The 20,544-nt window shown below is 70.3% G+C and carries 18 protein-coding genes; 7 read left to right on the forward strand and 11 right to left on the reverse strand.

Features of this window, described 5'->3' with window-relative positions:
• The 5 genes from ABH935_RS31365 to ABH935_RS31385 are packed head-to-tail and all read right to left on the reverse strand — an operon-like array spanning position 1 to position 5,283.
• A complete protein-coding gene (locus ABH935_RS31365) occupies positions 1-1,347 on the reverse strand; it encodes a Pvc16 family protein (RefSeq protein ID WP_370381553.1) in 1,347 nt (448 codons plus the stop codon).
• Positions 1,344-2,099, reverse strand: a complete 756-nt coding sequence (locus ABH935_RS31370) for a hypothetical protein (protein WP_370381554.1) — start codon at positions 2,097-2,099, stop codon at positions 1,344-1,346. Before ABH935_RS31370 ends, ABH935_RS31365 begins: the two co-directional genes overlap by 4 nt.
• Positions 2,092-2,865 carry a hypothetical protein gene (locus ABH935_RS31375; protein ID WP_370381555.1) on the reverse strand — a complete coding sequence of 258 codons (774 nt, stop codon included), beginning with the start codon at positions 2,863-2,865 and terminating at the stop codon, positions 2,092-2,094. The genes ABH935_RS31370 and ABH935_RS31375 overlap by 8 nt, the downstream gene beginning before the upstream one ends.
• A 32-nt stretch (positions 2,866-2,897) precedes the next feature.
• Entirely contained in the window at positions 2,898-3,422 is a 525-nt protein-coding gene (locus tag ABH935_RS31380; RefSeq protein WP_370353123.1) for a phage tail protein, read from the reverse strand.
• A gap of 10 nt (positions 3,423-3,432) precedes the next feature.
• Positions 3,433-5,283, reverse strand: coding sequence for a phage tail sheath family protein (locus ABH935_RS31385; protein ID WP_370381556.1), 1,851 nt, complete (start codon positions 5,281-5,283; stop codon positions 3,433-3,435).
• Between the two features lie 783 nt (positions 5,284-6,066).
• Between ABH935_RS31385 and ABH935_RS31390 the strand changes: the two genes are divergently transcribed.
• Positions 6,067-6,705: a GPP34 family phosphoprotein gene (locus tag ABH935_RS31390; RefSeq protein WP_370381557.1), complete on the forward strand. Its 639-nt coding sequence runs from the start codon at positions 6,067-6,069 to the stop codon at positions 6,703-6,705.
• Positions 6,706-6,964: 259 nt separating this feature from the next.
• On the opposite strand, the gene ABH935_RS31395 is transcribed toward ABH935_RS31390, so the two are convergent.
• A complete protein-coding gene (locus tag ABH935_RS31395) occupies positions 6,965-7,549 on the reverse strand; it encodes a helix-turn-helix domain-containing protein (RefSeq protein ID WP_370381558.1) in 585 nt (194 codons plus the stop codon).
• A gap of 47 nt (positions 7,550-7,596) precedes the next feature.
• On the opposite strand from ABH935_RS31395, the gene ABH935_RS31400 reads away from it, so the two are divergent.
• From ABH935_RS31400 to ABH935_RS31415, 4 genes are all read left to right on the forward strand, one after another.
• Positions 7,597-8,478 carry a trans-aconitate 2-methyltransferase gene (locus ABH935_RS31400; RefSeq protein WP_370381559.1) on the forward strand — a complete coding sequence of 294 codons (882 nt, stop codon included), beginning with the start codon at positions 7,597-7,599 and terminating at the stop codon, positions 8,476-8,478.
• Positions 8,479-8,693: 215 nt separating this feature from the next.
• Positions 8,694-9,548, forward strand: coding sequence for an MIP/aquaporin family protein (locus ABH935_RS31405; protein ID WP_370381560.1), 855 nt, complete (start codon positions 8,694-8,696; stop codon positions 9,546-9,548).
• 57 nt (positions 9,549-9,605) lie between these two features.
• Positions 9,606-10,403, forward strand: coding sequence for a thymidylate synthase (locus ABH935_RS31410; protein ID WP_370381561.1), 798 nt, complete (start codon positions 9,606-9,608; stop codon positions 10,401-10,403).
• A complete protein-coding gene (locus ABH935_RS31415; RefSeq protein WP_370381562.1) occupies positions 10,400-11,110 on the forward strand; it encodes a maleylpyruvate isomerase family mycothiol-dependent enzyme in 711 nt (236 codons plus the stop codon). Before ABH935_RS31410 ends, ABH935_RS31415 begins: the two co-directional genes overlap by 4 nt.
• Positions 11,111-11,186: 76 nt before the next feature.
• Here the strand turns inward: ABH935_RS31415 and ABH935_RS31420 are convergent, their stop codons facing one another.
• Positions 11,187-11,732 (reverse strand): TetR/AcrR family transcriptional regulator, encoded by a 546-nt coding sequence (locus ABH935_RS31420; RefSeq protein WP_370381596.1) that lies wholly within the window; start codon positions 11,730-11,732, stop codon positions 11,187-11,189.
• A gap of 206 nt (positions 11,733-11,938) precedes the next feature.
• On the opposite strand from ABH935_RS31420, the gene ABH935_RS31425 reads away from it, so the two are divergent.
• Positions 11,939-12,934 (forward strand): NADP-dependent oxidoreductase, encoded by a 996-nt coding sequence (locus tag ABH935_RS31425; protein WP_370381563.1) that lies wholly within the window; start codon positions 11,939-11,941, stop codon positions 12,932-12,934.
• A 749-nt stretch (positions 12,935-13,683) separates the two neighbouring features.
• On the opposite strand, the gene ABH935_RS31430 is transcribed toward ABH935_RS31425, so the two are convergent.
• The 4 genes from ABH935_RS31430 to ABH935_RS31445 all read right to left on the reverse strand — a co-directional run bounded on the left by ABH935_RS31430 (position 13,684) and on the right by ABH935_RS31445 (position 19,939).
• Positions 13,684-14,571: a hypothetical protein gene (locus ABH935_RS31430; RefSeq protein ID WP_370381564.1), complete on the reverse strand. Its 888-nt coding sequence runs from the start codon at positions 14,569-14,571 to the stop codon at positions 13,684-13,686.
• Positions 14,572-14,707: 136 nt separating this feature from the next.
• On the reverse strand, positions 14,708-16,618 hold the full coding sequence (locus ABH935_RS31435) for an ABC transporter ATP-binding protein (RefSeq protein ID WP_370381565.1): 1,911 nt from the start codon (positions 16,616-16,618) through the stop codon (positions 14,708-14,710).
• Positions 16,615-18,504 carry an ABC transporter ATP-binding protein gene (locus ABH935_RS31440; RefSeq protein ID WP_370381566.1) on the reverse strand — a complete coding sequence of 630 codons (1,890 nt, stop codon included), beginning with the start codon at positions 18,502-18,504 and terminating at the stop codon, positions 16,615-16,617. The genes ABH935_RS31435 and ABH935_RS31440 overlap by 4 nt, the downstream gene beginning before the upstream one ends.
• A gap of 76 nt (positions 18,505-18,580) precedes the next feature.
• The gene (locus tag ABH935_RS31445) at positions 18,581-19,939 is read right to left on the reverse strand and encodes a DUF3533 domain-containing protein (RefSeq protein WP_370381567.1); all 1,359 of its coding nucleotides are present in this window, start codon (positions 19,937-19,939) and stop codon (positions 18,581-18,583) included.
• A gap of 160 nt (positions 19,940-20,099) precedes the next feature.
• Here ABH935_RS31445 and ABH935_RS31450 point away from each other — a divergent pair, with 160 nt between their 5' ends.
• On the forward strand, positions 20,100-20,405 hold the full coding sequence (locus ABH935_RS31450) for a hypothetical protein (protein WP_370381568.1): 306 nt from the start codon (positions 20,100-20,102) through the stop codon (positions 20,403-20,405).
• Positions 20,406-20,544 lie beyond the last annotated feature (139 nt).

A 20,544-nucleotide genomic window follows, 5' to 3' on the forward strand; every position in this document is an offset into this window, starting at 1 on the left:
TCAGCTCCCCTGCTGCTTCGTCGACGGAGCCTGCGTGGTCTTGCGTGCCGCGGCCTTCTTCGCGGGAGCCGGCGTGGCCGCAGCCGCGCCGAGGTCCACTGACGGCGAGTCGAAGTGCCCTGACGCGCCGATGGCGAGCGGGCTCTGGGCGCCGTCCACTTGCACGCGCACCAGATACGACGTGGCCGCGACGTTCGTCGCCTGCACCGTCACCGTCTGCGGATTAGTGCGGGTGCCGACCGGATACGGCGCGTCGAACTGGTAGCTGCGCGGCTGCGTCCCGGCGGCCGGCGTGATCTCGTCCAGCAGCATGCTGACTCGCTGGGTGTCGCCGACCGGCATGTCCAGCGTGACGCCCAGCTGCGCGGACACCGGGTCCGTGCCGGTCTTGCCGGTCACCGTCACCGCGCCGGTGATCGTCGGCTGGCGCACGATGGGCACGCCGTTGGACTCGAACCCGCGGTGCGGCGTCGGCGGCACCCCGAGCAGCAGGTTGTGCACCACCGACACGGTGTACGTCCCGGGCTGCAACGTCGCCGGCACCGCGATGGTCAGCTCGGTGTCCCGCACCTGGTTCGCGGGCACCGGCACCTCCAGCGCGTCGAAGCGCACCAGCACCTCGTCGGACTTCAGGCCGCTGCCGCGGACGACCAGCGTGTTGCCGGACGGGACCGGGCCGGGCTGCGGCACCGCGCCGGGGTCGGAGGTCGGCCGGGACAGGATCTCGCTGATCTGCGGGCCGGTGCTGGGCACGGCGGTCAGCGTGCGGCTCAGGACCGGCTTGCCGGCGGTGGGCGTCTCGCGGCCGTCGAGCAGCACCGCGGCGGCCTGATACGTCACCGACAGCGTGTAGCTGGTCTGGAGCAGGAACGACCAGAGCTTCGAGAGCTCCTCGGTGTCCATGTGCGTCGGGGTGAAGCGGATCCGCTGCGGCGCCGCCGGCAGGTCGGTGCCCGCCAGGAACGGCATCTGCGCGGCCTCGGCGATCAGGTCGTCGGTGAGCATCGGCAGCTCGTACAGGCTGCGCACGACGCAGCCGAGCATGCGTTGCGGGACCAGCTGCGTCTCGTCGCCGAAGAAGGTGATCAGGTAACTGAGATCCAGCGCCGCGACCGGTCGGCTGAGCAGCGTGCCGTCCGAGGCGCGCATCGGCTCGTCCAGATTGCGCAGGTACGGGTCCGGCGTCACCTGATACAGGAACACGGTGATGGTCGGCTCGGCCGGCGGTTCGGCCGGCGGCCGGCCGGAGGTCACGTTGACGGCGAACGGGATGTCGGGCGTCAGCGCCCGGACGATGAACAGCCGCAGCGCCTCGGTGGCCGTGGCCACCGCCAGGAAGTTGCTCACCGGCGCCCCCCTTCACGGGCCAGGTACTCGTCGAGCTTGAGCGCGGGTTCGCGCGTCCGGCGGTCGGGCCGGGACGCGGGACCTGCGGGCGCCGGGGTCGCGGCGCGGACTTCCAGCCGGCCGATCCGGACGGTGACCGACGGCGGTTGCGGTGCGGTGGCCGCGCGCTGGGTCGGCGGCGCGCCGCGTTCGGCGAGGCGGGGCCGCGGCGTCGGCGCGGGTTGGGCCGAGGGTTGGCGCGAGGCGGGCATCGCGGTGGCGGAGGGGCGGTCCGTCGGCGAGCCGAGGATCGAGGCGGTGGCGGAGGAATCGGTCGATGCGGAAGCGCCGGTGAGTCTGGAAGAACTCTGCGACGCGGCGACCGTCGGTGTCGGCGGATTCGATCGGGGCGGTGGTTGCTCAGCCACTGCCGGTAGGACAAGCAGGGGACTGACAGCATGGTCTGTCGAGGATCGAGTGTCCGGCCGGGACCGGGTCACGGCGCGGTCCTCGGAGCGCGGCAGCGCGGGCCCGGCGGCCCGAGTGCCGAACGTCGGCTCGCTCCGATGCTCCATCGCGTTCCCCCGCCTTGAGTATTCGGATTCTGATGGCGGCTGCTCGGTCCATTCGAGGTCCCCGGCCGTGCTGGGGCGTTCGAACGGATGCGGCAGCCGAGGCTGTGCGGCGGCGCTTCTGACGCCGTCGCCGTCCGCGGCCCGCGGAACCGGCGCGGACGCGGACTTCGCGAGCAGTCGGTCGAAGAAGTCAGCCATCGACGCACCGTTCCACGTAGTAGCGGCGTCGCTGAGGACTCAGCGCCAGGATCTGGTCCTCGCTCCAGCCGTAGCAGGAGGCGAGGAGGTGGATGTCGGAGAGGACGGCGCGGGCCCAGACGTCCAGCTCGCGCCACAGGTATTCGGAGATGTCGAGTTCCGCGCTGATCTTCTGGGAGCACTCAGGGCACTGCATCGCCAGCCGGACGTCGGCTGTCGGGTCGGCCTCGGCGGCGGCCGAAGCGATGGTCTGCTGCACTGACGCCGGGATCCGGGACGCGTCGAGCTTGCGGCCGGAACGCTCGGCCCGGATCACGATCCGGGTCAGCAGCGCCTTGCGGGCGGCGTCGGCATCGCTGATGCCGGACACCGCTTCGAGGTCGGCCGCGGTCGGTGAGTGGAAGTCGACCGACCACGAGCCTTCGTCGACGTGCAGCATCTGTGGTTCGGAGGAGCTGTTCTGCTCGATGGAGCTCTGCTCATCAGGGGTCTGACGCGCCCGATCCCCGAGCAGCGCCCGCACCCCGAGCTCGAACTCCAGCTTCTCCCCGCAGTCCGGGCACCCGACCACGACCTCCATCCGGTCCCCGAACAGCGCGCCGCGCAACGCGAACAGCTCCGCGTCCCGCCGCCCCACAGCCGTCGCCTTGAGCTCCGCGACGGCGGCCCGCGGCCGTGCGAGCGCGTGCAACAGCAGCGTCCGCTCGGCCGCGCCGGCCGTCGTCCCGGCCTCCCAGGTCGCCAGCACCTCCACCGCCCCCGGCATCTCGGCCCCGTCCTGTGGAAAGGCTCAACCGGTCAGGACGGGAACGTGAACGAGGGCTCCTCGGGCTCCGCGACCTCCGGGTCGCGCTCGATGCCCTCGCACTCCAGCTTGATGTGCTGGATCGCGACGGCGTTGGCGTTGCCGTCGAGCTCGGAGGTGATCTGGTACTCGCTCACCCAGGCCCGGTACACCTTGAACGCCACCGCGACCTGGCCGGCCTCGTTGAGCAGTTCGATCACGATGTCCTTGCGGAAGTCGCGCAGCGAGGACTCCACCCCGCGGCCCGCGCCGACCATCCAGACCTTGTTGGCCCACTGGTCGAACTCCATGTCGTGGGTGATGCCGCGCTCCAGCGTGATCCCGTCGAACTCGGTGCGCCCGGCCGACTTGCGCGGCGTGGAGGGGTCGCCGCCGCTGCGGTGCTTGACCACCTCGGTGGTCCGCTTGATGGCGCTGACCTTGCTGACCCCGGCGACCGTGCGGCCGTCCCACACCACCAGGAACTTGAAGTTCTTGTAGGGATCGAAGCGCTGTGCGTTGACTGTGAATTCCGCCATTGGGTCCCCCTCACACCTGCAGCTGTCCGGCCATCTGCTGGATCTGCACGACCACGAACTCCGCCGGTTTCAGCGGTGCGAAGCCGACCACGATGTTCACCACGCCGCTGTCGATGTCGTTCTGCGTGGTGGTGTCCTTGTCGCACTTGACGAAGTACGCGTCCTTCGCCGACGTGCCCTGGAACGCGCCCTGCTGGAACAGGGTCCGCAGGAACGCGCCGACGTTGAGCCGGATCTGCGACCACAGCCGCTCGTCGTTGGGCTCGAAGACCACCCACTGCGTTCCCCGGTAAAGGCTCTCCTCCAGGAACAGCGCGGTCCGGCGCACCGGCACGTACTTCCACTGCGAGGCCAGGATGTCGGCGCCGGCCAGCGTCCGGGCGCCCCAGACCACCGGACCCACCACCGGGAAGTTTCGCAGACAGTTGACACCCAGCGGGTTGAGCAGTCCGTTCTCCGGGTCGGTCATCGTCACGGTGAGCGCCGAGGCGCCCATCAGCTGCGCGTCGGTGCCGGCCGGGGCCTTCCACACCCCGCGCTGGCTGTCGGTGCGCGCCATGATGCCGGCCACGACGCCGCACGGCGGGAACTCCCGCAGGCGGCCGGTCAGCGGGTCGACCGCCTCCAGCGCCGGGAAGTACAGCGCGGCGTGGTCGTTGCGGACCGGGTCGAAGTCGGACAGGTGCGCCCGCGCGGTGTCCAGCGTCGTCCAGGACGCCGGGGCGTCCACGATCAGGAACATCCGCTTGTCCTGGCACAGCGATTCGGCGGCCGAGATCACCGTGGTGGCCTGGACCGGGTCGCTGTACGCGGCCAGTTCCGGCAGGCACAGCAGGTTGACGTCGAGCACGTCGCGCAGCGCCTGGATCCCGGTCTTGGCCGCCTCGCTGCCGATCAGGTCGGTCGGCGACGGTTTGCCGGCGTCGGTGCCGCCGGTCAGCGCGAACGCCGGCGGGTTGACCGTGCCCTCCAGGCCGAGGTTGTTCGCCTCGGTGCCGGAGAAGCGCACGGTGTCCGCCGGGTCCGAGGAGCCGGCGACGACCTGGATCTTCTGGCCGACCGCGTAGACCCGCAGGCCCCCGAAGGCCCGCTTGCCCGGCGCGTCCGGCAGCGCGCGCAGCTTGCGTTCGAACAGCGTCGCCAGTTCCGCGACGGTGGCCGGCGGCGAGGCGCCGTCCGCAGGGCTCTGATAGATGGTGACGTCATGCTGGGCCGAGCCGATCGCCACCTGGAAGCTCTGGGTGAGGTCGGGCAGCGTGGTCGGGAAGTCCTTGGAGACCGTGCCGGACGGGTCCGGGCGGCCGCTGCCGGTCGCGGTGGCCGAGACCACCGCCGAGCCGGCGTTCACCACCGAGGTCACGTACTGCGGGTCGGCCGAGCTCATCGACAGGTTGCTGTACGACTCTCTGATCGTGCCGCCGGTGTCGAAGACGGTGAGGTTGAAGGTGCCGGCCGGCGCGGCGGTGCCGTAGTCGACGGTGACGCGCAGCGCGTCGCCCCAGGCACCGGGCTCGGTCGCGGTCAGCGTCAGCGCCGTCGCGGTGGCTTGGCTGTCGGTGGAGGCCAGGGCCTCGCTCGCGGAAGCCCCGGTGCCCGCCGCGGCCGCGCGGACCACGATGGCGACGTTCCCGCCGTTGGCGAAGAACTGGGAGACCGCGTAGCTGACCGGACTGTCGGCGCTGATCCCGCCGAACTGGCGCTCGAAGTCGGCGAAGCTGGTCAGCGTGACCGGCTGGTTGAGCGGGCCCCGGCGGGTCTGCCCGACGAAAGCGGTCACCGAGGTGGTGACCCCGATGATGGTCCGGACGCTACTCGGGAGTTCCTCGATGTAGACGCCGGGGTAAGTGGTTTGGACCGGCATTCCCCCTCCGTTCCGTCAACGCGGCAAGACGACCGGGTTCGAAGGAGGGCGCGCGCGGCGCACATCAGTGCGTTGCGACGGCGGCGTACTAACCGGACCCCCACGGCAGGCAGGCAGCTGTGTCCTGTCTTTTTCCGGCACTCTTGTCCTCGCTTGGACTGCTACGTCTTCGAAGGTTTCATTCGCCGCGATGCGAAGTCAAGACATTTGACGAAGCCTTTGGATTTGCCTGAAAAGTAGATCTTGACAGCTTTTCAGTGTCTTTATAAAGGCTCTGATGCGGCGCGGCCGGGCCCCGGTTCGGCCGCCGTGCAGATCGGCGCCGTAGTGGATCTGTAGTGGATCTATTGGGGATCAGTACCATGACACCAGACGGACCGTCGCAAGGGATCGGTAAAGCGCTATTCGACGGTTAGGGGTTGTCACCTAAGGATTCACTCGAAAGCGGCTCATCTGCGGACATGGCCTGCTCGGTGGCGAATCATTCGCCTGGCTCGCGCCGGTTTCGGCGGACTGGGCGGGGGTTACCTTGAGCGTGTAAGTCCTGGAGTCGGCCGAGGCGGTCGCTCGGCGTCCGGGGGCGATCGTCGGCGCGTCTCAAGCCTGTCTCAAGGCGCCACTTACGGCGCTTCCCCGGCGCCGCGGTTCGCGAACGGCGGGGTGCCGCCAGCGCGATCTCGCGCGCCGCCCGCACATCGGCGTACGGCGTCCGGGCCCTGATGTAAGGGTTCGTCGTCGCTCGCGTCTTTCACCAGTGTAGTAAGCACCCTTATGCTCGGCCCTGTGACAATCGGGGATGATCTACTCCTACTCGCGATCAGCCCGCGCGACGGACGCGTGCAGGCGGCCGAGGCGATGGGCCCGGCGCTGCGGGGGGCCGAGGCGCTGGACCTGAGTCTGGCCGGGCGCGTGGCGGTGGCCGAGGGCCGGATCGCGGTCGCCGATCCGCGGCCGATCGGCCACCCGCTGGTGGACCGGTCGCTGGCCACGCTGCACGCCGAGGGCGGGGCGCCGCGGTTGCAGTCCTGGTTCAGCGAGCGGCCCACGGAGCCGGCGGCGCTACACCAGTACGTGACCCTGCTCGCCGACCGGGGGGTGATCCGGATCGAGCGTCGGGGGGACGGCGGCCGGACGCGGTCGCGGCTGGTGCTCGTGGATCTGGAGCGGTGCGCGTATGTCAGGACGCGAGTCGAGAACGTCTCCTCGCCCGGCGACCGCGCGCTGGGCAGCATCGTGCACGCCTGCGGCTTGGACGAGGAGCTGTATCCGGGTCTGCGCGGCCGATCGGCGCGGCGCCGGCTGTCGCGGCTGACCGAGGACGAGCAGCTGTCGCCCGGGGTGCGGGACTCGATCGAGGCGGTGGTCGACGCGGTGGCCGACGTGCTCGCGCGGGACCAGACCGGCGGCGCTGCGAACCGTTAGCGGGCGGACGCGGGACGGCCGGCTGCCTGGCGGTCTCAGCGGTTCGGTGCGGGTCAGCGTGGGCTGGTGCGGGTTAGTGCGGTTCGGTGCAGGTCAGTGCGGGCCGGTGCGGCTAAGTGCGGTTCGGCGCAGGCCAGTACGGCTCAGTACGGCTCAGCGCAGGCCAGCGCGGCTTAGTGCGGCTCGGTGCGGGCCGGTGCGGGCCGGTGGCTCAGCGCGGGTCGTGTCGGCCAGCGCGGGCCAGTGGTGGCTGGCGCGGTTAGCGCGGGTCGGTGTCGTGCCGGTGAGCGCGCTCGCCCTCGTGGTCCAGGATCGACAGGATCTCCACCGCGGCGCCGTGCGCGGTGATCAGGTGCGGCGTCATCGTGCTGAACTCCGCGGCGTCGCCTTCCTGGACCAGGATGGTGCGCTCGCCGAGCCGGAGTTCGGCGGTCCCGGACAGGACCGTGAACCACTCGTGCCCGGAGTGGATCCGTAGCTGGTCCGGGCCGGTGGGGCGCTCGTCGGTGATACGTACCTTGGCGACGCTCACTCCGTTCAGGAAGCGCTCGCGGGACAGCAGCCAGCTGGTCATGCCCGGGTTCCCGCAGACCGGTTCGGGCCGGATCACCACCCCGGCCTCGTCCGGCGGCTCGACCAGCTGGTCGATCGTCGTGCCCAGGGCGCGGGCGATCGGCACCAGCTGGTCCAGGGCGATGCGGCGCTGGCCGGTCTCGATGCGGCTGAGGTTGGACGGGCTCAGGGCGCAGCGTGCGGCCAGCGAGTCCAGCGTCCAGCCCCGGGCCAGGCGCAGGCTGCGGATGCGTTGGCGGACGATGGCGTCGACGTCGGGTTCTTGCGTCATAGGCAAGATGGTATGCCGCTCGCGCAGATCGTGCCTAGGCTGGAGGCATGGAACACGATCACATCGGCCACCAAGGGCACGGTCACCAGCAAGGGCACGGCCATCACCAGCATGGCGCGGACGCGGCTGCCGACGCTGCCGCCGACGCCTCCATGGCGGACATCCTGGACCTCGACGCGGAGGTGGTCGGCCCTTACCTCGACGAGCTGACCTCCTGGGCCGCCACCCACACCGAAGCCGAGCCGCACACCGTCCTCGACGTCGGCGCGGGCACCGGCACCGGCACCCTGGCGCTCGCGCGCCGCTTTGCGAACGCCGAGCTGATCGTGATCGACCGCTCGACGACCATGCTCGACCGCCTCCAGGCCGCGGCCGCCGCGCAGGGCATCGCCGACCGCGTGCGCCCGGTCGAGGCCGACCTCGACACCGCCTGGCCGCCGGTCGGCACCGCCGACCTGGCCTGGGCCAGCTCCTCGCTACACCACGTCGCCGACCCCGACCGGGTCCTCGCCGACATCCACGCGGCGCTGAACCCCGGCGGGCTGCTCGTGGTCGTTGAGATGGACGGGATGCCGCGCTTCCTGCCTGACGGTGTCTTTCCAGGCTTGGAAGAACGTTGCCGGCGAGCCTCGGCGGACAACGGCTGGAACTCCTGGCCGGACTGGACCGGCCATCTGGAGCGGGCCGGTTTCACAGTCGCCGAGAAGCGCGTCTTCGACCTCGCCATCCATCCCGCCCCGCCGGCCGCCAACCGCCTGGCGCAGCGCATCACCAGCCGCTTGCGCGAACGCCTGGCCGACCAGCTGTCCGCCGAAGACCGTGCCAATTTGGACCGCCTGCTCGATCCCGACGGCGAGGAGTTCCTGCTGCGGCGCGGCGATCTGGTGGTGCGCGGCGCGCGCACGGCGTGGGCGGCGCGCCGGGCCTGAGCCCTCGGAAACGCCCTGCGCTCTGTGAGTACAAGGCCTCTGTCGCTCAGGGCTTCCGTTCGGGGGACCTTCGGGGGACCTCCCACCAGCGGCGCGTCGCCAAGCCCCGGCCGGGTTTCGGCCCGCGCCGACCACCCGGACGGCCCTGCCGTACCGGGGCACCGGCCGGGAGCGGCGCCTACCGTGGGGTCCTGGGCTGATCTTGAGGAGGCCTTATGAGCTCGGAACCGGTGCACGCACCCCACGCCGCTGATGCGCCCAACGCTCCTAATACACCCAGAGCCGGCGCATCAGTGCTCGACCAGGTCGAGGGCGGCTGGCGGGCGCTGATGGCGGAGTTCGTCGGCACCATGCTGCTGGTCGTGCTGGCGGTCGGGACGGCTATCTTCGCTGGCAAGTTCGTCGGGGACATCGGCATCGCTTTGGCGTTCGGCTTCACGCTGCTGGCGCTGGTCTACATGATCGGGACGGTGTCCGGGTGCCACGTGAACCCGGCCGTCACCCTCGGCGTGGTGCTGGCGCGGCGGATGTCCCCGATCGCCGGCGTCCTGTACTGGGTGGCGCAGTTCGCCGGCGGCATCATCGGCGCGGTGCTGCTGCACTGGATCGCCAGCGCCGTGCGCGAACCGCTCGGCGGCGGCCCGTTCTCCCGCAAGTCGTTCGGCTCGCCGGGCTGGGGCAAGAACTCCGACCTGTTCATCTCCGCGTCCGGCGCGTTCCTGGTCGAGATCATCCTCACCGCGGTGCTGGTCCTGGTGGTCCTGGGCACCACCCGCGGCCCCGGGGACAAGCCGGTGGCCGGCATCGCGATCGGCGCCGCGCTGACCGCGATCCACCTGGTCGGCATCCCGCTGACCGGTACGTCGGTGAACCCGGCCCGAGCGCTGGGCCCGGCGCTGTTCGCGGACAACAACGCGCTGTCGCAGAGCTGGCTGTTCATCGTCGCACCGCTGGTCGGGGCGATCGCCGCGGTGGCGATCCACTGGCTGGTGCACGGCGAGCCGGAAATGCCGGCTGCCAGGCCCGGCCGCGCGGAGCCCGAACCGGTCGGCGCCCCGGCGGCGCCGTGATCGGGTCCCGCCGCGTCGTGGACGCTCCCGCGACGCCGTAGGCGGTACCGTGCACGCATGCCCGACACCCAGTACGAAGACCTGCTCCAGCACGTGCTGACCACCGGTGCGGTCAAGTCCGACCGCACCGGTGTCGGCACGCGATCGCTGTTCGGACACCAGCTCCGGTACCGCCTCCACGACGGCTTCCCGCTCATCACGACGAAGAAGGTCCACTTCAAGTCCGTCGCCTACCAACTGCTGTGGTTCCTGCGCGGCGAGGGCAACGTCCGCTGGCTGCAGGAGCACGGCGTCACGATCTGGGACGAGTGGGCCGCCCCCGACGGCGACCTCGGCCCGGTCTACGGCGTGCAGTGGCGCTCCTGGCCGACGCCGGACGGCCGTCACATCGACCAGATCACCGAGGTCCTGAACCAGCTGCGTACGAACCCTGACTCGCGCCGCATCATCGTCTCCGCCTGGAATGTCGCGGAGCTGGCGAACATGGCCCTGCCGCCGTGCCACGCCTTCTTCCAGTTCTACGTCGCCGACGGCGAACTGTCCTGCCAGCTCTACCAGCGCAGCGCGGACATGTTCCTGGGCGTGCCGTTCAACATCGCCTCCTATGCGCTGCTGACCCACATGATCGCGGCGCAGACCGGCCTGGCTGTCGGCGACCTCGTCTGGACCGGCGGCGACGTGCACGTCTACGACAACCACGTCGAGCAGGCGCGGTTGCAGCTCACGCGTGAGGCGCGGGCGTTCCCGACGCTGGAGTTGAAGCCGGTGGACTCGTTGTTCGACTACGTATACGCGGACATCGCAGTGCTCGGATACGACCCGCATCCGGCGATCAAGGCGCCGGTGGCGGTGTGAAGCTGATCGAGGAGATCCGCGACTCGGGCGTGCGAATAGCCGCCTCGCTCAGCGGGATCGGCGACGCGGAGGGCCGCGAGCCGTCCGCGCTGCCGGGGTGGACCCGGGCTCACGTCGTCGGGCACCTGATGCAGAGTGCTGATGCGTATCTGTGGATGACCAAACTGGCTCGCGACGGGGTTGAGCCCGGACCTCGCGCGGACCGTGCTGCGATGGTGCGCGAGTTGGAGGGGCTTGCGGCGCGTCCGATCGGCGAGCTCGCTGGGGAACTCGCCGGCGGTTTGGACCGGTTGCTCGACGCTGCTGAATCGATGCCGCGGGACCGCTGGGACACGCTCGTCACCGCGCTGGCGGGCTGGAAGCATCCGGTCTGGTACACGCTGAGGCGGTGTGTGCGGGAACTGGAGACTCACCACGTCGATCTTGCCGTCGGCTACCGCGTTGAGGACTGGCCGCCGGCTTACGTCGCCTGGGCGCTCGACGACACGCTCGGCACGCTGGCTGTGCGTGGGTTCCCGATCGGTCGCGTGGAGGCCGTGGATCTCGGGGAGTCGTGGGAGGTGGCCGGCGAGGGTCCGGTGGTGACTGGCGCGGGCCACCTGGTGTTGGGATGGCTCAGCGGTCGGTGCGATGCCGCGGGGCTGAGTGGCGGAGAGCTGCCGGAGCCGCCGGCTTGGCCGTTGGCGCCGTTGCCTGGATGGGGCTGAGCTCGGGATGGGCTGGGATTGAGCTGGGATTGAGCTCGGGATTGAGCTCGGGATGAGCTGGGATTGAGCGGGCGGTTCAGAGCGTGGGGGCGGGTTGCGGCAGGGTGTGCGCGCCTTCGGGTCGCAGCCCGTCGAAGATGATCGCGAGGTAGCGGCGCCACAGGTCCGGTGGGGCGTCGGGGACGTAGCCGCTGACGTAGTTCGGGGCGCACATCAGGAGGAAGACGTCGGTGCCGGTGACGTCGGTGCGGACTGCGCCGGCGGTGCGGGCTCGGGCGACCAAGTCCTCGATGGCTTGGAACAGTGCGGCTTGGGCTTGTTTCACTTCGGGTTTCAGTTCTCCGGCGGCCATCAGGAACGACAGATCGCGTTGTTGGCGCTGGTGGCCGGCGGCGATGAGGAACTCCAGCAGTGCCGCGCCGGGATCGTCGGCCGTCAGGAGGCGTTCGCCGACGGTGCGCAGGTCTTCGACGCGGTCGAGCACGATCGCGGCGATCAGGTCGTCCTTGGTCGGGAAGTGGCGGAAGACCGTGCCCTTGCCGACGCCGGCGCGGCGTGCGATGTCCGCGACCGAGGCGTCCAGGCCGTGCTCGGCGAACTCGTCGGCGGCGGCGGTGAGCAGGAGTGCACGGTTGCGGGCGGCGTCGGCGCGGAGGGGGCGGGAGGGGCGGGAGGCTTCGGCGCGGAGGGGGCGGGCAGGGCGGGAGGCTTCGGGCGTGGTCGGAGGGGTGCTCACTGCCGCAGCCTAACAAGTTGACCGGCCGGTCCGCTTATCGCTAGCCTCTTCGCGGGCGGAAACTGACCGCCCGGTCCGTTTCTGGAGGGGTAGTGGACAAGCAGGATTCGAAGGTGATGAAAGCCGTCGTCGCCACCGGCTACGGCCCGCCCGAGCAGTACACGGTCGCTGAAGTCCCCGTACCGCGACCCGGGCCCGGGCAGATGCGGGTGCGGATCGCCGCCGCCTCTGTCAACCCGGCGGACGTGAAGTTGCCCGGCGGGGAGTTTCGTGACGTGGTGGAGGCTCAGTTCCCTTATATCCCCGGCGTCGACTTCGCCGGAACCGTCGCCGAGATCGGTGAGGGCGTGAGGGCCTACGCCGTCGGCGACGAGGTGTTCGGCACGGCCGTTCCCCGAGTGCTGCGCGCCATGGCCGGCACGCGGCCCTCGCTCGGCACTGGCGCGATGGCGGAGTACGCGGTCGTCGAAGCGGACACGCCGCTCATTGCGCACCGCCCGGCGGGCCTCGCTGCGCCGGAGGCTGCGGCGCTTGCTACTGCTGGACAGGCGGCGTTGGCGACGGCGCGGGCTGGGGACGTGCGGCCGGGGGAGCGGGTTCTGCTGATCGGGGCGACCGGTGGGGTGGGGACCGCGCTGCTCCCGCTGCTTGCTGGCGCCGGGGCGTACGTGATCGCTACGGCGTCTGACGGGGATGGCGAGGCGGAGGTGGTGCGGGGACTTGGCGCTGACGAGGTCATTGGGTACCAGGACTCTGAGTATCCGGCTGATGTCGATGTGGCGATTAACGTGGCGCTGCCGGGTGATCGCCTGTCCGCCGTGGCGGAAGCCCTGCGCCCTGGGGGCAGACTTCTGACGATCACGTTCCCGGTCACTACTCTGGATCTGCTCGGCCGCGATGACATCGAGCTTCGCTTCATTCTTGACATGGACGGCGAGCTCGCCTCCATGCGCGATGTCGCCGAGGCTGGAGTGCGCGGCGAGCTGCGCGCCACGGTCGCGCGGCGCTATGGCCTTGACGAGGGTCCGCAGGCGTGCGTTGACTTTTTGCGGCGGCATACGTTGGGGAAGCGGGTTGTGGTTGTTTAGGGGTCTTGGGGTGATTAGGGCGTTCTAGGTCGTCTAGGCCGTCTCGTGTGCTTCTTCGGTGCTCCTGCTGGGTGCTTGAGCGCTGCCGGGTGTGCGGAGTTCTGTGGTTTTACAGGCGATATTTACGGCTTCGCGCAGGTTTTATGGCCTCGCTGGGGGACGCAGTTCGGTTGTGTCGCGCAGGTCGCGCTGGCGGCCGCCGGTTTTCGCTGGCACGACCGCGCGGCGGTTCAGGCTTCTGCGGCAGTGCGCTGGCGGGTGGCGGTTTGCGCGTGCAAGACCACGCGCCGGTCCGAGTCACTGCGCATGTCGTAGGCGGCAATCGTCGTGCGTGGTGGGCGCCTTGAGGCCTCCGGCGGGCGCTCTACAGCGAGGGGGCGACCCGCGCGTCCGGCGCTTCGGCGCCGGTCCGCGACCGCTCGGCTTCCTATCCGCTGTTGCCTGCGTCGCGCTGGTCGGCGGCGGTCGCTGCTTGTGGTCGCCGAGGTTCTGGGTCCCTCGCCGCGTCGTCGCCGTAAACGGAACCAGCCCGGTCCGGTGGTGTAAAGCCGGATCACTGTTGCTGTGGTGCTGTTTCGTCCGGCTTGACACCACCGGCCCGGCCAGGTTGGCAGAGCCCGCCGACGCGGCGAGGGACCCAGAACCAACACCCCCCATGGTCCTTCGGACCCCCTCACCACGGGGCCGGCCGCCGCTGACCGGTCACCACCCGCAGCCCCACCGGGATCTTCATCCGGTCCCGCTGCGGCCTAGCTCGGCTGCCCACCGAGCGTCATGAGGGCCTTGCTGACTTCGGACTCGCTGGTCACGTCCGAAGCTGCCGGCATGGGCACCGTCACCGGTTGGCCCCAGGTGAAGTGTGCGTCGCCGCTGAGGGGTGGGTCGCCGTATGTGCTGTTGCTGCTCGTTTCGCTGAACTTGAGCTCGGTTGGCAACCCGTTCGGTGCGAGCCAGACGTCGAGCTTTTCGGTCATGACGTTGCGGGTGTTCATGTCGTCCGTCATGCCTTGGCGTTGTGCGTCGGTGAACTTCGCGGTTTTAAGCGCCGGGTCGTCCAGTGTCCCGGTGTAGTGGAACGTTCCGCCGGTCTGGGCGGCCGGGTCGGGGATCAGCACCCCTGACGACAGCAGTGCGGCCAGCGCGTTGTGCAGGTAGTCGTCGGAGCGGGCCGCCGTGCCGGCCATGAGGTAGGTCCGCATGCTCATTGCGGCCAGAGAAGTGTCCATCCCCGGGACCTGGACCCAGTGCTTGCCTAGCGCCTTCAGCAATGCGGCGCCGACGGTGGTCGCCACGCCTCCGTCGACCGGTTCGTAGCATTGGCCGGCGTTTGCGAGTGCGCCGATCTTGGAGGGAAGTTCTTGGGTGGGATCGGTTGGTGTGCCGCCGGTCACCGTCATGATCATCTGGCCTTTGAAGGTTCCGCTGTAGTCGAACTCGGCGGTGAGGTGGGTTGTCTGGCCGTTGGATGCTCCGGTTTCGTCGAGCGTCATGGTCTTCGCCGCCTTCAGGGCTCCGGGAGCTGCGGCCAGGGCTGTCGCGGCGTTTGCTTTCCCGCCGTCCTGAGATTCGGCCGGGGTATGCGGCTTGCTGCCGGCCGAGCTCGTGCATCCCGTTGCCAGCGCGGTCACGAAGACCACCGCCGCTGATCCCGCCCCGCGTATCAATCTGGTGCCCCCGCTCATGTTTCGGACCCCCCGAACCTCGAAACGGCAGACATGGCCGTGACCGCGTGGAAGTGTACTGCGATCGCTGGGGCGGGTAAGCAAGGTTCTGCTACTTGCCCGAATCGGCATCATCCAGGTAGGCGCGCGCCTGCAACGTATACAGCTGCGCGTAGTGTCCGTCGGCGGCCATGAGCTCCTCGTGGCTGCCTGTCTCCACGACTCGGCCGCCGTCGAGGACCACGATCAGGTCCGCCGCGCGCACCGTGGAGAACCGGTGCGACACGAACAGGGTGATCGCTCCCTGCTCGCGGCGTTCGGCGGCGATGCGGACGTGCCGGTCGAACACTGCCGCCTCGGTGATCGCGTCCAGGGCTGCCGTGGGTTCGTCCAGTACGGTCAGTACCGGCTGCTCGCGCATCTGGCCGCGGGCCAGGGCCACGCGCTGCCACTGGCCGCCGGACAGTTCGCGGCCGCCGGGGAAGTAGCGGCCGAGTTGGGTGTCGAGGCCGTCGGGCAGTTGCGTCAGGACTGTGGTGGCCTCTGCGCGTTCCACGGCTGAGGCCAGTGCGGCGTCGTCGTCGATGCGGGGCAGGTCGCCGACGCCGACGGCTTGGCGGGCCGGTGTCTGGTAGCGGACGAAGTCCTGGAAGGTCGCGGTGAGGCGGCCGCGCCAGGAGGCCAGGTCCAGGTCGGCCAGGTCGGTGCCGTCGATCAGGACCCGGCCTTCGCTCGGTGCGTACATGCCGGTCAGCAGCTTGACCAGGGTGGTCTTGCCGGCGCCGTTCTCGCCGACCAGTGCGACCGTGGAGCCGGCCGGCAGGTCCAGCAGGACGTCGTGCAGGACCTGCTTGTCGGAGTTCGGGTAGGCGAAGGCGGTGTGGTCCAGGCGGATGCCCTCGGCCAGGGTTCGCGGCGCCTCCAGCGTGCCGGTCGGGATCTGGGTTTTGGCGTAGTCCTGGAGCCAGAGCATGCGCTTGGCGTTGCGGATGGAGTTCGCCAGGCTGCCGGCGGTGTCGGAGGCCGTGGACAGCTGGCTCTGCACCCTTCGCAGTAGGCTGACGACCATGACGATCTGCCCCGGCGAGACCTGGCCGTGGGTGGCGCGCAGGACCAGCACGACGATCGCCGCGATGAAGAACGCCGCGTAGAACAGCCAGCCCGCGGCCTCCCACGCCGCACCGCGCAGCGCGGCGCCGACCGCGGACTTGCGCACCGCGTCGCCGAGCTGGTGGTGGCGGGTCGCCAGGTCGTCAGTGATGCCGTAGGTGCGCAGCTCCTTCGCGGTGTCCGCGGAGGTGGTGATCACGAACAGGTCGCCGAGCAGCCGGCGGTCGTCGGCCAGGTCGGTCTCGCTCTTCTTGGCGATCTTCGAGGCTCGGCGGCTGGCCAGCGCCGGGGCCACGGCGGCGATCGGGACCAGCAGGACCGGCAGGTAGACCGTGGCCAGCAGGACGGCGATGGTGCCGATCCGGATGGCGTTGGAGACCATGCCGGTGATCTGGCGCGGCGCGGCGGCCAGGCCGCGGCGTCCGTCCCGCAGCTGCTCCACCTCGCGCAGGACTTCGGGGTCCTCGAAGTGCTCCAGGCCCGGGATGTCGTTGACCATCCCGGCGAGGCGCTCGGCGTGGTAGACGTTCACGACGTCGGTCAGCGGCGAGCCCTGCGCGACTGCGAGGTTCTGCAGCAGCCAGCCGGTGCCGAACAGGACCGCCACGACCACCACGCCGACCACGACGCGCGCGCCGTCGTGGCGCAGCGCGGCGTCGACGAGGATGCGGTAGCCGACGGGGTAGCTGACCGAGGCCGCGGTGCCCAGCAGGCTCATAAGCGTCGCGGCGGTCATCATGCCCGGGGCGGCGCGGAAGCCGGAGCCGACCAGGACGCCGAACAGGCGGCGGCGCTGGCGGCGGCGGGCTGGTTCGAAGCTGCGGGGCGGCTTTTCGTCGGTGGGGGCGGGAGTTGTGGTGGGAGCCGCGTCCGGGGCCGCGCCGTTGCCCCTGTCTGGTGCCGTACCGCTCATGCCCTCTTCCGTCCCCCGGTGAATGCCGCCGCTTGCTTGGTGAACAGGTCCGCGTAGGTACCCGCGCGGGCCAGGAGTTCGGTGTGGCTGCCGAGCTCGGTGATCCGGCCGCCGTCCAGCACCGCGATGCGGTCGGCGCGGCGGACCGTGGAGAACCGGTGCGAGATCACGATGCTGGTCACGCCGTGCGTGATCTCCAGGAACCGGTCGTAGAACGCTGCTTCGGCGCGCACGTCGAGCTGCGCCGTCGGCTCGTCCAGGATCAGGACCGTCGCGCCGCGCGAGATCGCGTACAGCGCGCGCGCCAAGGCGATGCGCTGCCATTGGCCGCCGGACAAGTCGGTCCCGCCTTCGTACTGCGGAGACAGGATCGTGTGCCGGCCGTTCGACAGGCCCTCGATCAGGTCTGTCGCACCGGCGCGCTCGACGGCCTGCGCGAAGGCCGCTTCGTCGACCGGACCCCCTAGAAGGTTCAGCGTGATGTTGGCTTCAGCGGTGAGGGGGTAGCGCGTGTAGTCCTGGTAGACCACGGCGATCTGCTTCTGCCAGTCGCGGACTCTCAGATTGTTCAGCGGTACGCCGTCCACCAGGATCCGGCCGTGCCCCGGGTCGCGCAGCCGGGCCAGCAGGGTGACCAGCGTGGTCTTGCCGGCGCCGTTGATACCCACCAACGCGGTCGATTCCCCGGCGTGCAGCGTCAGATTCAGGTCGCTGTAGACCTCTGATTCACCGCCGGGGTAGCGGAAGCCGACGTTTTCGAAGACCACGTCCCGGGCCGGCATGCCCGTCGGGTCGACCGACCCGGCGTCGCTGTCGGCCGGGTCGGCGGTCGGCACCAGCGACTCGGTGAGGGCGTCGAGGTCGGGCAGTGCGGTGAGCATCATCTCCAGTTGGAAGTCGGTCATCGAGACCGTGCCGACCGACATCGAGGACGGCAGCATCGTCAGCATCACCGCCAGCGTCCCCAGGCCGATCTCGCGGTGGTACGCGGCCCAGCCGAGCGTTCCGGCGCCGAGGGCGAAGACCGCGAAGACCCCGATCGAGACGGTCGCCACGCGCCGGCCCTGGCGTCGGATCTCCTCCCAGGTGGGAGTCAGGCCACTGACGTAGTGGGTGCGGTGCTCGGCGGCGAGCCAGCCGCCGAGGCCGAAGACCCGCGCCTCCTTCGCCGCGCCCGGCCGGGTCGCCAGCGCGAACAGGTACCAGGCGCGCCGCAGCGGCACCCCGGCGGCCCGGAAGCTGCCGACCCGGGTGCGGATCAGCGTGCCCAGCGGGTGGCGGACCGCGATCCACGCCGCGAACATCGCCAGGCCCAGCCACCAGCGGAAGGTGGACAGCACGACGCAGGCCATCGTGCCGGACAGCCAGCCGCCGAGCTGCGAGGCGATGGTCATCGGGGCGTCGGCCGGGGCGGCGTTCATCAGCTGTCCCTGCGCGTTGGCCAGCCGGTCCAGGGTGTCGGCGTCCTCCAGGTGCGCGATGCCCGCCGGGGCGCTGACCGCAGTCACCAGCCGCCGCTGGAGCGCGACGACCATGCGGGCCCGCACGACCGAGGACAGCGCGTCCTGCGCCGGGCCGCGCAGCAGCGACAAGCCGTAGCAGGCCCCTGCGACGGCCAGCGCGATCAGCAGCGAGTGGCCCGCGCCGGAGCTCAGGCCGCCGCGGGCGGCGGCCGGGATGCGGCCGGTGGCGCGGCCCATCGCGATCAGTGTGAGGTTCGGCAGCACCGCTTCGGCGACGACGAACGCGGCGACGGTCCAGGTCAGCGCCGGGCTGACGGAGGTCAGCAGGCGCACGGCCCGGACCCGCCGCGAGGATTTCAGCGTGGACAGGGGATGCGACAAGCGGGACGTGACTCGCCGGATCGGTGACGGTGGCTTCGGCACGGGGTCCACCGTGACGGAGCGGCCCGCGGCGGGGCAACCATGTTTTCCGACGGCGAACGGGAGGGTCGGTCGTCAGCTAGTCCGCCGGCGGCGGCATCGGCTGCGGAGTCAGTCGCCGCAGGCCCTTGCGGTCGTAGTACTGCGTCATCGCGAAGCCGAAGACCAGGGCTCCGGCGACGCCCACGGCGATCATCAGCCAGGCGCGCATCAGGCCGGCGTCGCCCCGGGCGTCGAAGTACAGGATGGCGCGGACGCCCCCGGCGAGCTGGCGCATCGGCTCGAACGCGCCGAGGAAGCGGTAGATGGTCGGCGCCGCCTGGAGCGGGACGGTCGCCCCGGAGGAGGGCAGGGCCAGGGCGATGAAGACGAACATGGAGACCAGCTGGCCGATGCCGCCGAAGGCCGCGTTGATGGCCTGCACGCCCAGGCCGATCGCCAGGCAGGCGCAGTAGGAGAAGATCCACAGCAGCGGGATGTGGCTCGCGTCCATGCCGAGGACGGCGATGCAGGCCAGCATCACCATGCTGGTGGTGAGCAGCGAGATGCCGGCGGTCATCACCATCTTCAGCACCAGGGTCTGGGTCCGGGTGATCGGGACGGTCGGACGCCGGGTGTGCCAGGGACCCATCTCGCTGTCGGCGTAGCCCAGCGCGGTGTCCACGCCGGAGTGGATCAGGTTGCCGCTGATGAAGCCGGCCAGGACCAGCAGCAGCGCGTAGTAGAAGGCGCTCAGGCCCAGGCCGCTGTGCCGGCCGATGGCGTGGCCGACCTGGACGGTGACCGAGACCGGGTCGGCCAGCAGCAGCCGGGCGGTGCCGTCCTGGCCGGAGGCCGCGGGGGCGGCGGTGAGCTGCTTGCCGATGCTCAGCGAGGACTGGTGGGCCGCGTTCTGGGTGACCTGGGAGGCCAGCGAGGAGCCCAGGCTGCCCAGGCCCGGGTTGGTGAGCACGGTGATCGTCGGGCGGACGGTCGCGCCGCCGGTGACAAGCGCGCCGATCGAGGCCGTGAAGTCGGCGGGGATCTCCAGCGCGCCGTAGACCTTGCCCGAGGCCAGCATGTCCTGCGCTTCGGCCGGCCCGACCTGCTTCCAGTCGAACTGCCCCTTCGGCGACCCGGCGAGCACCGCCTGCGCCACCTGCGCGCCGAGGTTCTGCTGCTGGCCCGGCAGCGGGGCGCCGGTGTCCGCGTCGACCAGCGCGATCGGGAGGCGGTGCAGGTTGCCGTTCGGGTCGAGGATGCCGCCCATATAGAGGAGCGAGAGCAGGAGCGCCACCAGCGCCGCGAGGACGGCCGGGATCAGCCACAGCTTGGGGCGGCGGAGCAGCATGCGCGCGGTGGCACGGTGCTGCGGCGGCTCGGGCTGTACTGATTGCTTGGGCTGCTCGGGTTGCTCAGGCTGCTCGGGCTGCGCTGTCGGCGAGGTCACGGTGGTCACCGTAGTACGGCGTCGCAGGTGGGACGGTGTGCGACACGCTCGCAGGCGAAGACCTCGCCGGCCCGCGACCAGTTTTCCCCGGCGCGAGTGTCTGTATTGGTATCGGGCGCAGAACGTGCGCTGCGAGGGCTCTGAAACTCCCAGAGGAGACAGAACGGATATGAGCACCCATATCATCCAGTACGAAGTCAAGCCGGACCAGGCCGATGAGAACCAGCGCCTCGTCGAGGCCGTCTTCGCGCAACTCAAAGCCGAGAAGCCCGAAGGCCTGCATTACGCGACGTTCCGTATGGAGGACGGCGTAAGCTTCGTCCACTTCGTCGCGTACGACGACGATGACGCCGATCTGCTGCGCCCGCTGGCCGCCTTCCAGGCTTTCCAGCAGAACGCCGGGGACCGCATCATCGCCCCGACACGGCGCGGCGCCGCGACTTTGGTGGGCTCATACGGCTTCCTCGGGGAGTGAGAAACCCCACAGCTCACGCGTGATTCCGGAGTCTGCAGGACACGAACCGGTCACGGTCTCGGACCGTATCTTGTCCTGCGGGTTCCCAGTGGATAGACATCAGTCGCCGTTCCTGAATATTTCATGAAGTGGCTGCTAT

It is taken from the genome of Catenulispora sp. GAS73 (genome assembly GCF_041262085.1).
Taxonomy (GTDB): Bacteria; Actinomycetota; Actinomycetes; order Streptomycetales; family Catenulisporaceae; genus Catenulispora.